Genomic DNA, 14,485 nt, shown 5'->3' on the forward strand with positions numbered 1-14,485 from the left:
CAGCTTAATATCTTTCATATGCTTTCTCGGAAAATCCGCCTACTTATCGGGCGGCGACCTATCTACCGCATAATGGGATGGAGTTTTTAACCAAAGAGGGCAAAGAAAAAGGCGCCAGCAAAAATCAAGTACTTAGAAATTGGATAGCCAAACGTATAAACAAATAGGTTGGCTATCTGGCCCTATTCCTAAACCCTTACATCTATCTTCTTGCAGAATCTATCCTTCTCGCCCAAATTAGCGCCCTTGCCAAGCTCGTTATTTAAAAACGAAATGTTGTATAGATCCTTCGCCGTTAAGGTTTTATTATCTCCTAGGTATATCAAAAACTGTTTTCCATGCTTAGTAGAAAAGGATTTTATAGCGCTAGCTCCTATTTCCTGGAGCGTCTTATATTTGCCGTCGGTATCTAGTATGCCTATATTATTAAAGCTTATAGAGCCAAGCTCGATGTCGCTCATGGTTTTAGTTTCTAAATTTAGGCTTGCCCTTCTGGTTTTATCTCCTAAAAGCTTACCCGTATCAGAATACAGCTGCGTTACTTCTATTTCTCTACCGCTATCAAATTTTAAGGTTATAGATCCGTTGTCGTTTAGCTTCATAGCTATTACGCTATCACTGTCGCGTAATGATGACGCCGCCCTATCAATATCGGTTTCAAAAGCGCGCCTAACTTTTTCTAAATTCTCCTCGCTAAATTTTAATCCGGTAGCAGCCTCAAATTCATTTTTCATAGCTACCATATAGGCGGACTTGCTGTCCTTTAGCTTATTTATGTATTCGTCCGCATTTTCTACGTTATACTCTTTTAGATTTTTTGATAGCCACTCTACGTCTTTTGCGTGGGCGGTGGATTCTTTTTCATAATCTCTATAAAATTTCATAAAACTATCTCTTTGATATCCGTTATAGGAGAAATTTTTGTCTCTCGGGGCGTCTGGATTTATTATAGGATTAAATTCGCTAAGCTTTAGCTTTCCGTCAAATCCAACCTTTTCATAGGCAAAGTTATTAAATGGGCTATTTTTATTAAATACGTTATTATTTCTCAGGTCTACCCAGCCGTCTTTATCGGCGTATGCATCAAAGAAATTTTTGATGCCGTCGCTTTCTATCTTTTTGTATCTACTCTCCGGTGCAAATACGGTGTATGGGTTTGAAGAGTAGTAAGATATCCTATGATCTATGTTTGTAGTATCTACGAAATTTCTCATATCGTTATTGGCAAGAGATTCGGAGTTGATGATATCTCTTCTTTTTTGATTCCAGTTAACGACATCCGAATTTATAAATTTAGTCAAATCGATATCCGATACTACGTCGCTTAAATTTGCTATCTTTTCGTTGCCGTCCTTATCGTGTCCTCTAACCTTGAGCTTTGAGAATAGCTTATCGGAGCTATTTAAAATTCCGTCGCCGTTACTGTCGAAGTTAAAAAGCAAAGCATTGCTAGTGAGTTTTCCAATACCTAACTTATCGTTATCGCCGTATAGATCCAAAAATACCTCTACGTCGCCGTATTTAGTATGCAGGGTGCTTGAAGATGCGTAAGAGTTTAAATTTGATGATTTGGTATTCTCAAGATATCCGCTTTGATCTATGAAAGACATATTGATCGAGTGAGGATCCGCATTTATACCTTGAAAGTATCTCTCGCCCCTAAGAGAGCCGTTGAGATAGGCATTTGAGGTATCAACTTCGTATTTTTGTTTAATCTCTTTTAACGCATTATGATCATTTACTACGCTATCTATTCTTTGTTCTTGATTGACCGAGTACCTTGAGCCAAGATACGTAAAATCGTATCTGGCAAAGTCTCCCGTCAAAGTAGGAGACGAGCTGTAATGATAATCTAAGCCGCTGTTTCTACCAAGCAAATTGTTAATATTAAATTCGCCCTTGTTTAAAGCGTTGCTATCGCTAATATCCATAACGTTATTTACGCGTAGCTTTGAGATGATGCCACTTGACTGAGCCCTTAAAAAGTCTTTTGCCCTATATTCTATTTGCGCTTGCCTATTTAGGTATTCCGCCGAAGTCATACTTTCGTCGCCAACCTTGACGGTCTCTTTTAAAGATTGGGCTTTATTTACTCTGGCGATATCTATATCTGGTAGCTTTAAAAACGAGACATTGTTTGAACTGTTTATCATTTAAATCCTTTTAAAAGCTTTGCTTGTATATCGGATAAAATTTAAAAATATTTAGGATTAATAACAAGTTTACTATATGGCTATTAAGCATCCTATAAAAAATAGTATGTATAATAGTAAGTATAAAACATAAAAAGGGGCGGCGTGTCGAGTCTTGATAAATTAATCAAAAAACTTGAAAACAATCCGAAAAACGCAAATTTTGACGATGTTAAGCGCTTACTGTTAAATCACGGATATGAATTAGATCACGTTAAAGGCTCGCACCATAAATTTAAAAAAGGCGGCAACACGGTAGTCATACCGTACCATAAGCCGATTAAAGAGATCTATGTTTTACAGATCTTAGCAAAGATAAGGGAGTCATGATGAAAAAAGACTTGAACTACTATTTAAACTTACCGTATACGATCACGATCAAAAGACTGGACGACGGCGATTATTTTGCCCAGTATACAGATATAGGACTAACTAAAAATAATCTAATGGCCGGCTGGGGAGCTACCGAAGCCGAAGCGATAGCGGATCTAAAAGAAGCCTTTGCTTGCTATGTCGAAGGGGCTCTTAAAAACGGCGAAAGCATCTATGAGCCTATCGACGAAAACGTCAAAGTCCGCATAAATTTAACTATGCCAAAAGGCGTTTTAAATGCAATCGATGCGGTTACGAACAACCGTTCGGCATGGCTTAGCGAGCTAGCTAAAAAGGCGCTAGCAGTGCAATAAAGAGCACGGAGAAGGCCGCCGTATAGACGACCTTTGTAGTTATCTTAAAGGGAGGTCATAGATGTTAGAGCGTTTACTCTCTCTTTTATGGTTTTAACATATTCCTCTCTGTCTTTATCGCTTAAAATTTGGTTTGTCTTGCCCGGCCTATATCTCAAGAGTTCGGCTATTGTCATTTCTTCTTGCATAATTCTGTCTCTAGCCATATCGTTTCCGCTATTTACTCTTTTTATGAAGTCTATATCCTTTTTCCCTTGTTCTATATTGAGTATTGAGTAGGTTTTTATTTGATCGGTAAGCTCGGTTTCCCCGCTATCGCTAGCTTTTGGTTTAAAATTCTTTAAAAATCCTACAGGATGGATAAAATTTCAAATTTAACATCCTTTTATAAGCTTTAAAAATTGCCTCAAACCCATCTTATTAAATTGGCTACCTGGCTTTTGGCGACAAATTATATCTGTATACGATAATTAATATTAAATTTATTCCACATTAGTTATTATTCGCGAAAAAAGATTGATAACTTAAATCAGTATTAAGTATTCTAAAGGATTTTATATGATTGTTTCAAAAAATAAAGCTTTTGCGCCTATCGTTTCGCTAGTATGCGCAATAAATTTACAAGCCGCAGATAATATAAATTTAGAAGAGGTCGTAGTCACGGCTAGCGGTTTTTCGCAAAGTATTAAAAACGCACCCGCCAGCATATCAATCGTAAAAAATGATGACCTGGCAAAAGATAGCTTCACCTCGCTTCACTCTATCGCTTCAAAAGCTCCAGGTGTTAGCGTTATAGGCGGCGAGGACGGACCCGCCAGCGGTATCTCGATCCGCGGCATGGAAGGTTCGCAAACGCTAGTTCTCATAGACGGCAAGAGAGTAAATTCAAGCGCGGCCAATCCAAAAGGCGGCGCCGGCGATATGAACTCAAATTTTATCCCGCCGGTTGAGGCGATAGAACGCATCGAGATCATCAGAGGACCGATGAGCTCGCTTTACGGTAGCGATGCGGTGGGCGGGGTCATAAATATCATCACGAAGAAAAATTTCGATAAATTTAGCGGCTCCGTGAGTATATCGGGTATCGCGCAGGCTCACAGCGGAATCGGCTCGCAGCGCCAAGCGGACTTTTATCTTAACTTTCCGCTTCTTAACAAATACCTCGGTCTTCAGCTCTGGGGCTACAAAAAGCTACGCGACGAGGATAGCTATCCGGGCGGCTATCAAGAAAGCGACAAGAAAAACTTTAGCGCCAAACTATGGATCACGCCCGACGAATACAATAAATTTTATCTCCTAGCCTCCCAAGAACGCCACGAATACTCAAGGACCGTCGGCAAGACGGCAACCGTAAGGACAAACAGGCTACTAAATAGCTACGACTACAAAAAAGATAGCTACGGAGTAGGATATCTAGGAAATTTTGAGAATTTAAATGCCGACGTGAGCTACATTTACGATCAGACGAAGCGAACGAGCCTCTTTGATAGCTTAACGCCGGCTGACGTCAAAAACCACAACTTTAACTCCAAATTTAGCACCTTCCTAGATTCGCATACGCTAACATTCGGCTATGATTTCAGCAAGCAGACGGTTAAAACCACATTTATCGTATCAAATTCAAGCAGAAGCGTGCTGCGAAATCCGAAAGCCTACTCCATGAAAGAGCATGCGGCATTTTTAGAGGACGAGTGGGAGATTTTAGACGACAAGCTTTATTTGACGCTGGGCGGTCGCTTCACTCATAACGAATTTTTCGACGATCATCTCTCGCCGCGTGCGTATCTAGTTTACAATCTAAGCGACAACTGGACGCTAAAAGGCGGCGTAGCGACAGGATACAAGACGCCGGACGTCAATCAAATCTCGCCGGAAGTCGGCACCATACAAGGCGGCTGGAGGATAGTAGACTTCGGTAATGCAGACCTAAAACCCGAAAAGAGCCTAACTTATGAAATCGGTGCTTACTACGATAGCGGCGACGATTTTAGAGGTTCGGTTACTCTATTTAGAAACGAGTTTAAAGATAAAATCCTAGATACCGACGGCAGCAGCATAAACCGTATTCCGGCATTTGGCTCATGCGCTACGGCTCCGCACGTAAACTGCCCGGGCTGGGGAACTTACTTTAACATCGACGGTGCCGACGTCTGGGGTATCGAGCTTAGCGCAGACTACGACATACTAAAAAATCTAAATTTGCGCGGCAACTACACATACAACAACTCCAAAATCAAAACCGGCGATCCGACGATCAATACCCCAAACGGTCCGGTCAAATTTAGCCAGACCAATCTTAGCCGACTAGACGGCAAATCTCTGACTGCAACGCCCGAGCACGCGGCAAATTTGACGCTTACGTATAAGCCTATCGCAAGCGTGAGCACCTTTGCCGGGGCAAACTACGAGAGCGAACTAACCAGCGTCAAATTCGGTCCCGGCAATAAAGTAAGCGAAAACGACAAAAAGCTTTTTACAGTCGATTTGGGTGCTAGCTGGGAAGTAAATAAAAATTTAAGCTTAAATTTGACCGCTTATAATATCTTTGATAATATCCGCTACGACGAGGGGATAGCCGATGACGGCAACTACTACTGGTATCCTGAAGAGGGCAGGAGATTTTGGTTTAAGGTAAGCGCGAAGTGGTAAGGATTGTTAAATTATTTTTGGGAGCTTTGATTATGATTGGTGTAGCCAGCGCAAAGCCTACTCAGTACGTAGAGCCGATAGATGAAAGCGTTTATCGGCTTTTTGATGTTAAATACTCCATAGTAGAAAGCGCGAGCGGAGAAATATATAAAATTTTTCAAGCCGTCCCGAAAAACCGCAATGTTTATCCAAAAGCGATTTTTATGCTCGATGCGAATGCGCAATTTTCCGTGTTGCTTAATTTATTTAAAAATTTTACTTCAAACGACAATGTACCGCTTATCATAGGCGTCGGATACGATACCCCGCTAGCTTACGATACCGCAAGGCGAACAAAGGACTTAACGCCGCTAGCCCAAGGTGGCGAATACGAGCAAGGCGGCAGTGCGGACAAATTTTATAAATTTATAAAAGAGAGACTAATACCGTTTGTAGATAAGGAATACGATATAAAAAATAGCGAAAAAATATTTTACGGCCACTCTTTTGGCGGACTATTTTTAGTTTATTCGCTTTTACAAAACGACGGTATATTTGACGAGTTTTTTGTAGCTTCTCCGTCTCTTTGGTGGGGAGATTCAAAAATTATAAAGGACGCCTTAGATAACGACGGCAAGCTAAAAATTAGATTAAAGGCGAGTTTTATAAGACTTAGCGTAGGAGAATTAGAAAAAAGAGCGGGCAAAACGGACAAAGAAAATATACTAAAAGCGGCCGATTTAGCTGAAATTCTAAAAAAGTCGGGCGTCAAATACGAATTTAAAATCTATGAAGGGCAAGGACACGGCGACGTAATACCGCTAGTACTAAAAGATATCGTAAAGCATGTAAGCAAATAATTTAAAGACATTGGTTAAAAGATTTTAGAGGCTATTCTTTTTTTAATATCTAAAAGCAAATTTTCCCATAAACCCAAATTTACCTTAACCTAATATACAATCTTAAAATCACGGTACAATATAAAAATACCAAAAGCATACAACCTGGCTATATAGTAGCTTAGATCTATACAGTTTAGCTTATCTTAAACCATTTATATTTACAGAGGAGATAAATCCGCCCCGAGCGAGGCGGATTAAAGATTATTTTTCGCTAGGCGGATACATCTTCCAGCTACTATCTACCTTCCAGTCTATCGGGTGGCAAGACATACAAGTATTTAGCTTCTGTGGATGATGCACGGCGTGGCATGACTGACACTGAAGCATTTCGTTGTCTTTATTGTGAGTGCCTTCATGTGGGTTAGATGGGCCGTAGTGTGCGGTCTTTTTCCTGATATCAGCTATCTTGTGACAGCTGGTGCATTGCTCGTTAGTAAAGCCCCTTTGTTTTGTTGGTGTCTCAAAGTCGCCAGTTGCATACATTCTGACCTCGTTTAGCTGCTCGCCTATAGTTGGAGTGTGGCAGTCGTGACATGTTACATTCGCATCTTTATGCTTTTTAGCTAGCAAATTTCCTTTTGTATAAGAGTCGTACTCTGGTTGCATGTTGTGACATATGATGCAAAATTCAGCCTTGTGGCTAGCTGCTTCTATCTGATGAAAAGCTATAAAGCCAACGATGGCAGCTACTATTAGCCCTATTATCGTATATTTTTTTCTCTTGCTCATGCTTGTACTCCTTTTGCGTTTGCCGCAGCTTGATAACCAGCTAAACGTCCGTAGCATAGACATGTTCCGTGGCTAGTGCCAGCTAAAACTACTGGATAATCACCCAAGAAGCGTCCGCCCATAACATTACCGCAGGCATAAAGTCCAGAAATTTTGTTGTAGTCAGTATCTAGTACGTTTGCGGTGCTTGGCTCAACGGTAAAGCCGCCCATAACAACTAGGCTAGCACCTACGCCCATCTTGCCAGCGTAAAACGGTGCGTGGCGGACTGGAAACATCCTTTTAGCAGTCTTGCCAAAGTCATCATCGTAACCTTTATCGCATAGCTCGTTGTAGCGTTTTATAGTCGCTAAAAACTGCGTTTGCGCCTTTTGGTTATCAGGATATAGCATACCAGCGAGCTCTTCTATGCTGTTTGCTTTAAAGACATCAGGCATTGCTTCAAGATCTTTTACTGATATATATGATGTTTTGCCTATCGCCCACTGGCAGTCAGGTGGAAGCTTTGGATTGTCTTCTGGTGCTACGCAGTGATTGACGCTGCCGTGTGATACACCCATTAGGCCTACTTGCTCTGGAAATTTAGAGTCAAATACCTGCCAGCCAAAGCCTCCTGGTTGGCGAGAGAGCGGTTGGGTGACCTGCTGGCCACTTAGATCTTCGTTTGTAAAGCGCTCTCCATTTGCATTTGTTAGTAAAAATGCATCAACACCAAGCGGTCCGCCAAGGGTGTGAGCGACTGGTGCATGAGGTCCATCTTCTAGCTTTGCGCCTATCCATGAGCCAAGTTTATGGCCATCTCCGGTATTTGTAGGGTGGTTTTTATAGTCCCTATTTGGAAATGGACAGAAGAAATTTGCCACCCATGGCACAAATGTCTTTACCATTTCATGATCGTTCATATAGTCCCCAGTGGCTAATATCACCGACTTCGCATTTATCTTGATGTATGAGCCATCAGCCATATCTTGAGCGATCGCTCCTTGCATCTTGCCGGTTGCTTTATCGCGAAGCAGCTTTTGCGCACGAGTTTTGAAGATATACTTTGCGCCTTGTTTTATAGACTTTTCATAAACTAGCTCCATCATCGGCTCTTGACTAGGCAAAAAGGTCATAACGGTTGGATAGCTTGGGCTGTTTTCTTTGCTTGGGTCGTATCCAGCTGGGAGCGGATAGTGCATAAGCATCAAATTTATCTTGCTTCTATCAAGCTGCGTATCGGTCTCTCTCATAAAATGCACAGCAGGCGCAAGCTCTAGCATCCAGTCAAAGTCCTCGCCGCTGTGATCCGCCCAGTAGTTCCATACGCGCTGATCGGCGCGATATCCCATCTGCTTTAAGTGTTCATTTATGGCTGCTTGCTTATCATACTTGATGCCAAGCTCTCTTTGAAATTTATTGCCTAAAGTGCCGTACTGACCGCTTCTAACCTGAAAGCGACCGGCTTTTTCTATGACAATGACTTTGGCGCCTTTTTCGCTAGCGGCGCGTGCAGCGTGAAGTCCTGAAACGCCAGCACCGATGATAAGAACATCGGTTTCAAGCGTCTCTTTTATATCTTTATCTGAAATTTCTGGCTCAACGCCCAGCCATTTTGGCACTTCAGGCGCTTTTGCGACTTCCTTTTTTGGATGGATAAGGTGATTGTTCGGGTTATCACAGCCTGTTAGTAGCGCAGATCCAGCCGCAACCGAGCCAAGCGTGAGCGCTCCGCTACGTTTTAAAAACGAGCGGCGTGATAGTTCATTGTTTTCTGCCATTTTATACTCCTTGCTTCAAATTTTATTTTAATATGTCAAAATCATAAGACGCTCTTAGCCAAAGTTCTTCGTCTGTCGTTTTGCCGTCAGAGCTACCGTTAGTATACTTTAGCTTTCTATCCATAGTTTCATAGATGGCCGATAGCTTTAGACCTTTTACCGCAGGGACTTTGTAAGAAACTTGCGCGTCCCAACCCTCTACGTCTATCCTAGTTCCCGGCGCTTGACCGTGTAAGCCGCCTGACCTGACGTTGCTGCCGTTGCGTTGTTTGCCGTACCAGTAGTCAGCGTCCACTCTAAGACCGTCGACGCCTACGTTGCTAAAGTCGTATCCTGCGCTAAATTTATGTAAATTCATACCTGCAAAATTCATAAACAAAAACGGACCGTAGATCGGAGTAGCCGTAAATGACCCAACGTCGTTGCCTATGCCTTGAAGCGCCATTTGATTTTTGCTAACGGTTGAGTATGCGTATCTAAGATCAAAGCCGTAAGCGTTATAAAGTCCTATCATCCCTGTGTAGTAGTTGCCGTTAAAGTCGAAATTCTCTTTTAAACTGCCGTTTGTTCTTGAGCCTTTATACATAAAGTCTATGCCGACTACCGCGTTTTCAAAAAGCGTAGGCGTTTTGTAGCCAGCAGCCGCAAAGTAGAAATTTATATCGCCCTTTGAATTAGTCGCATCGTCGTATTCAAGACCAGATACATTTGCGTAACCAGCCGTGAGCGAGACGCCGGGAAGGCCGCTATATGTTACAAACGAGTTAAAGATGTTGTCAAATTTATAAGCGTAAGGTCCAAAGCCGCCGATGACAACTCTATCTTTAAATTTCGGCGCGCCGTGATCGCCGCCCGTTACGGCGCTTGATCTGCCGGCAAATTTCCAAAAGTCGGCTAGGCCGATAACGGTATTTATGCTATCAAGCTTTATCCTAGCGCTCACGCCCTCAAATGCCTCTTTGTAGCCCACGTCCGTGTTTGTAGCCACAAGCGGCGGCACGAGGCCTGTGTATTTTGAGTTGTAGTACTGACGGCCGATTTTAAGGTCGATGTAGTCATGCTCATATCCTAGATAGACTTCTGAAAGAGCTATGCCTTCGCTATTCCAGTCGTATGCAAAATAATCTTTTGCGGCCTTTGACGGACCGAAATTTACCAAACCCTGAGCCGTAAGACCGAGCCTAAAGCCGTAGTAAGAGCCGGTTAAAAATCTAAGCTCGGCGCCGAGGCCGCCGATATGCTCGCGAATTCTATTTGTTCTGCTAGCCGGCGGGAAGTACTCGGTCGAGTCCATATCGTAGTACGAAAATACTGTCGCGCCCATCGTGCTTGCCTGCAAAGCCTCCGCCAAACTTTCACTTGCGCTTGTACAGGTTGCAATAGCTATAAGCGTAGCCAAGCTAAGAGCAAATTTACTCTTATTTATCGTCAAAAAACATGTTTTCACCATAACCTCCTTTAATTTTCTTTTTAAGCACCTTTTACAAGAAAACCGTAAGCCGGTCTTGTTTAATAATGCCGCCTTTTTGAATCTGCTTTGTCGCATTATCGTTACTACCGCCTAAGATCGAAGCCGCTCCACGTAAATTTATATTTTGTCGTTTTTGCGACATCTTCTTTTGGTCTTGTTGGCGAAATCATAACATGTAGGTCTATCAAAAACGGTAAGATTTTGGTAACATTAACTAAAAAATATTTTTTAGTTTTAAATTTTAAATTTGATATAATCGCTACTATGATAGAAATTTTGCTTATAGAAGACGATATTGAACTGGCCGAGCTTTTAAAATTTGCACTGGCAAAAAGCGAGATTGGCGTAACCATAGTCACAAATCCGCTTGAAGGACTTAAAATTCTAGACGCAAAAAATACTTTCGACGCTTTGGTGCTTGATCTTGGCTTGCCGGATATGGACGGCCTTGAAGTGTGCAAGCACGTAAGGCGCAGCTATCCATCGTTACCTATTATCATATCATCGGCTCGCAGCGAAACGCTAGATAAGATAAAGGGATTTGAGCTTGGGGCGGATGACTATATGGCAAAGCCGTACGAGCCTATAGAGCTTGCATTTAGGCTAAGAGCGATACTTCGCCGAGGGATACAAACTAGCAACGACTCCAAAACCTTTTGCGTCGATAAACAAAGGCGTATCGTCATAAAAAACAAAGAGGAGATAGCGCTAACGAAAGCGGAATTTGACATCTTTATCTACCTTTATGAAAAAGAGGGGATGGTTATACCAAGAGAGGATATTTTGATAAATTTGGGTCAGGCGAAATTTCAAAGCGGACTAAAAAGCATAGATGTGGCCATAGGACGCCTACGCCAGAAAATAGGAGACGATCCTAAAAATCCGCGATTCATTCACCCTGTGCGCGGTATAGGGTATAAATTTATCAATGCGTAATATATCCATAATCAAGCTAATATCTTTTTTCTTTTTTGCCGCATTAGTTGTCGTAAATTTAGCATTTTTCATCGAATCAAAAAGGCAGGTAAGAGACGCAGAATACCTTACTTATGAGCGCTTTATGCTAGGCATGCGTATACGAGGACAAGTAGAAGGCAACGCAGCTAAGCAGCTAGCGCAAATCGGCCTTAAAAATAGCGACCTTGATCCTATTAAGATCAGGCAAGGCGGCGAGAAAATTTTTAGCGACTCGTATACCGATATGATAAGGTATAACAAAAAGTTTTATTTTGTGCCTAGATTTTCTTCTATAGATCCTAAAATGTTTTCGCGCATTATGGATGCGGCAGGGCTTAATATATCAAACGAAGATGACATCGCGAAAAACGATGTGCCTTTAGAAAATTTAGAAGAAATTTATTCGCATAGCATTTGGATACTTTGGCTTATAGTAAATATCGTAATGGCCGCATTTTTCATAGTCGTCTTAAAAAAATTGCTGAGACTCAGAAATTTAAAAAATATGATAAGAAGAGCGGGAGAAGAAGATAAATTTAGACTGCTAAAAGTAGAAGCAAATGATGAAATAGGACAAATCGCCGGCGAATTTAACACGACGATGCAAAAAATAGATGCGATAAAGCAGGCTAGAGCGCTATTTTTACGCAACATCTTGCACGAATTTCGCAACCCGATAATGAGGGGGCGGATCATGGCGGACATGATAGCCGAAATCTTACAAGACGATAAATTTAAAAGTAGGTTAAAACAAATTTTTATACGACTAGAAATGATACTGGGCGAAGTCGTCAAAGTAGAAAAACTCGTATCCAATGAATGGGAGCTTAAGAAAAATAAACACCGAGTCATAGACATCGTCGATCACTCGGTAGATATGCTTTTGCTAAAAGACACGAGCCGCATAGAAGTGCGAGCAGATGGAGAAATAAGCGCGGTTGAGGTTGATTTTGAACTTTATGCGACCGGAGTTAAAAATTTGATCGATAATGCGTTAAAATACTCTAGCGGCAAAGTCCTTGTAAATATAGATAAAAATGCCGTCTGCATAAGCAGCATGGGAGACGAGCTTGATCCGGAAAGACTTAATTTTGAAAGAGCTTTTAACAGAAAAGTAGAGACGTCAAATTCAGGACTTGGCCTCGGGCTTTATATAGCAAATCAAATTTTTAAAAAACACGGCCATACCCTAAAATACAAACACGAAGACGGTGAAAATATTTTTATGATATGTTTCGTCTAACTCCTAAATAAATTAGGAAAGTATTTGTAAATTTGCATAATCAACAAAAAATAGTAAAATTCCAAAAACAGACAATGATAAATTAGAATTTCAAAGGGGCAAATAAAAAATACCAATAGTTCAAACTATCCAAATTTTAATACAAAATTTGCGAGAGATTACAACAAAGAGCAGACAATCATAAAAGATCATAATTCCGAATTTGCTTTCATAGCTTCCATGGTATCTGTGCCGTTGATAATTTTGATGTTAATTTATTTCCCGACTAGCGAAGAGAAAATCATAAAGGCTCTTTTTTGCACCCCACTTTTGATTTCGCCTATTGTATTTGAGTATTATAGGCTCGTTTGCTTTAAGAACGGCAAAATCGAGTATCTCGTAAACTCAAATGCAGCAAAAAATCAGCAAAATCTCAGACATAAAACGAACCGCCAACAGCAGATACGAGTATTTCCAGCGCACTCCGCTGATTTGTGCGGCACTGGTCTTTGTTTATTTGATTTTAGGCTGCTTGGTGGAAGGGACGGCGAGGTTTGCTCTGGCACTGGGGTTTATCTTTTTATGCATTCTTATTTCTTGCGGCGATAATTTTATTTCAAATTCTCGGTAAAAGAGGAAAGTATAGGCATTTTGAAAATATCGTAGTTTACGGCGAGTCTGCTAAAAATTTCATAAATATACTGCCAAAAACCGACTCGCAAAGGAGTGAGCTAAAAGCTTATTTTCTTAGAAAACTTGGTAAAAATATCGACAAGGCGGGCATAAAAATTTTATATTTTTTGATAAAAAATAGAGCATTCGGGCAAATTTACCCGCGCCTACCTGCACTCCAGCTTCGTTATCGTTTGGGTATTTGCGAAGTACGACGGGTAAGGCATCGAAACGCTAAAATTTCGTATCTGTTTAGGCGCGATATTTTTAGCGACGCTAGCGGTGATCTCCGCGACGTTTGAGCGCTCGTCGCCGCGCGAAAATAGCGACAATCCGCTAGGCTTAAATATAGAGCCGGCGATCGTCTCCTTGCTCACGGGGTTGTTGATGAGTTTCACGGTCAGATCGCAGTTTGCGATGCTAAACTCGCCCGTATTTCGCAGCGAACCCTTAAACACGATAGTTTCGTTTCTGAGTACGCGGTGGCCGGAAAACTCCATGAGCACGGCCTTTTTGGTGTATTTATCCACGATCGTCATGAAAAAATATCCAAGCATCAGCGTTGCTACGACATTTGTCGCAACGTAAATTTTAAAAAATTTCGGATTTTTTTCGCCGCGCGATATCAGCGCAAAAAGCATTGATAGTAGCGCCAAAACCGCAAGCGCGATGAAGTGAAATACGTTAAAATACCCTTCCATCAAAAACACTCCGAGCTTGTCGTGACGTTGTAGTCCTGCGCGCGAAAGTTATTTACCGCATGCGTGATCTCGCGCGTCGCATTTACGTCCAGCATATCTTTTAGCACGATATTTTCTCTCAAAAACGGCTTTAGCTCGTTTGCGTATCGGCGCAGCGTATTGCCCGAGTTTTTATAAAAGCTAAGGCCGATTTTGCAGTAGTTAAACGGCTTTTTCGAGAGATTTGTTAGGCGCAGATCCACAAGCAGCGTGTTTGAGTACTCAAGTTGCTTGGTTGAGACTAGCTCGAGCGAGCGGGTTCGCAGATTTTCGTCTAAAAGCTTAGGCATAAAATACGCCCCGCATCCAAGCCCCGCGATAGTAACGATCATCAGCGCAAAGCCCGCAAAAAAGGACTTTGACGCAACGTAAACGCAAAGCGAAACGAGCGCCAAAAAGGTCAAAAACATCCAGATATAGGCGGCAAAATCCACCCAGCTAAGGTGCGTCAGATAGAAATTCAGGCCTTGTTTTAGTTCGTTTATCATCTTGCCTCTTTGCTTCGTTTGCCTTGCGGCGAGCCAAA

At 41.8% G+C, this 14,485-nt stretch carries 13 protein-coding genes; 6 read left to right on the top strand and 7 right to left on the bottom strand.

Annotated elements, in window-relative coordinates:
- Nucleotides 1-188: 188 nt before the first annotated feature.
- Entirely contained in the window at nt 189-2,153 is a 1,965-nt protein-coding gene (locus tag E4V70_RS05120; RefSeq protein WP_197730460.1) for a response regulator, read from the bottom strand.
- A 144-nt stretch (nt 2,154-2,297) separates the two neighbouring features.
- Here E4V70_RS05120 and E4V70_RS05125 point away from each other — a divergent pair, with 144 nt between their 5' ends.
- Both E4V70_RS05125 and E4V70_RS05130 read left to right on the top strand, forming a co-directional pair.
- Complete coding sequence (locus E4V70_RS05125) at nt 2,298-2,522, top strand: type II toxin-antitoxin system HicA family toxin (protein ID WP_122863421.1); 225 nt, start codon at nt 2,298-2,300, stop codon at nt 2,520-2,522.
- The gene (locus E4V70_RS05130; RefSeq protein WP_122863420.1) at nt 2,522-2,878 is read left to right on the top strand and encodes a type II toxin-antitoxin system HicB family antitoxin; all 357 of its coding nucleotides are present in this window, start codon (nt 2,522-2,524) and stop codon (nt 2,876-2,878) included. Before E4V70_RS05125 ends, E4V70_RS05130 begins: the two co-directional genes overlap by 1 nt.
- A 44-nt stretch (nt 2,879-2,922) precedes the next feature.
- On the opposite strand, the gene E4V70_RS10715 is transcribed toward E4V70_RS05130, so the two are convergent.
- Nucleotides 2,923-3,084 (bottom strand): hypothetical protein, encoded by a 162-nt coding sequence (locus tag E4V70_RS10715; protein WP_163026480.1) that lies wholly within the window; start codon nt 3,082-3,084, stop codon nt 2,923-2,925.
- Nucleotides 3,085-3,436: 352 nt separating this feature from the next.
- On the opposite strand from E4V70_RS10715, the gene E4V70_RS05135 reads away from it, so the two are divergent.
- Together E4V70_RS05135 and E4V70_RS05140 are read left to right on the top strand one after the other, a co-directional pair.
- Nucleotides 3,437-5,527, top strand: a complete 2,091-nt coding sequence (locus E4V70_RS05135; RefSeq protein ID WP_122863419.1) for a TonB-dependent receptor domain-containing protein — start codon at nt 3,437-3,439, stop codon at nt 5,525-5,527.
- Nucleotides 5,528-5,559: 32 nt separating this feature from the next.
- Nucleotides 5,560-6,366, top strand: a complete 807-nt coding sequence (locus E4V70_RS05140) for an alpha/beta hydrolase (protein ID WP_232037827.1) — start codon at nt 5,560-5,562, stop codon at nt 6,364-6,366.
- A gap of 243 nt (nt 6,367-6,609) precedes the next feature.
- Here the strand turns inward: E4V70_RS05140 and E4V70_RS05145 are convergent, their stop codons facing one another.
- From E4V70_RS05145 to E4V70_RS05155, 3 genes are read right to left on the bottom strand one after another with little or no spacing between them, the layout of a single operon-like run.
- The gene (locus tag E4V70_RS05145) at nt 6,610-7,137 is read right to left on the bottom strand and encodes a cytochrome c3 family protein (protein ID WP_122863417.1); all 528 of its coding nucleotides are present in this window, start codon (nt 7,135-7,137) and stop codon (nt 6,610-6,612) included.
- Nucleotides 7,134-8,897, bottom strand: coding sequence for an FAD-dependent oxidoreductase (locus E4V70_RS05150; RefSeq protein WP_122863416.1), 1,764 nt, complete (start codon nt 8,895-8,897; stop codon nt 7,134-7,136). Before E4V70_RS05150 ends, E4V70_RS05145 begins: the two co-directional genes overlap by 4 nt.
- A 22-nt stretch (nt 8,898-8,919) precedes the next feature.
- On the bottom strand, nt 8,920-10,347 hold the full coding sequence (locus E4V70_RS05155) for a metalloid reductase RarA (protein ID WP_232037828.1): 1,428 nt from the start codon (nt 10,345-10,347) through the stop codon (nt 8,920-8,922).
- A 222-nt stretch (nt 10,348-10,569) separates the two neighbouring features.
- On the opposite strand from E4V70_RS05155, the gene E4V70_RS05160 reads away from it, so the two are divergent.
- Entirely contained in the window at nt 10,570-11,304 is a 735-nt protein-coding gene (locus E4V70_RS05160) for a response regulator transcription factor (RefSeq protein WP_122863414.1), read from the top strand.
- Nucleotides 11,297-12,568 (top strand): ArsS family sensor histidine kinase, encoded by a 1,272-nt coding sequence (locus E4V70_RS05165; RefSeq protein ID WP_122863413.1) that lies wholly within the window; start codon nt 11,297-11,299, stop codon nt 12,566-12,568. Before E4V70_RS05160 ends, E4V70_RS05165 begins: the two co-directional genes overlap by 8 nt.
- 818 nt (nt 12,569-13,386) lie before the next feature.
- Here the strand turns inward: E4V70_RS05165 and E4V70_RS05170 are convergent.
- Nucleotides 13,387-13,920 (bottom strand): DUF2393 family protein, encoded by a 534-nt coding sequence (locus E4V70_RS05170; protein WP_122863411.1) that lies wholly within the window; start codon nt 13,918-13,920, stop codon nt 13,387-13,389.
- Nucleotides 13,920-14,447: a DUF2393 family protein gene (locus E4V70_RS05175; protein WP_122863410.1), complete on the bottom strand. Its 528-nt coding sequence runs from the start codon at nt 14,445-14,447 to the stop codon at nt 13,920-13,922. The genes E4V70_RS05170 and E4V70_RS05175 overlap by 1 nt, the downstream gene beginning before the upstream one ends.
- Nucleotides 14,448-14,485 lie beyond the last annotated feature (38 nt).

It is taken from the genome of Campylobacter showae (assembly GCF_900699785.1).
GTDB classification, from domain to species: Bacteria; Campylobacterota; Campylobacteria; order Campylobacterales; family Campylobacteraceae; genus Campylobacter_A; species Campylobacter_A showae_D.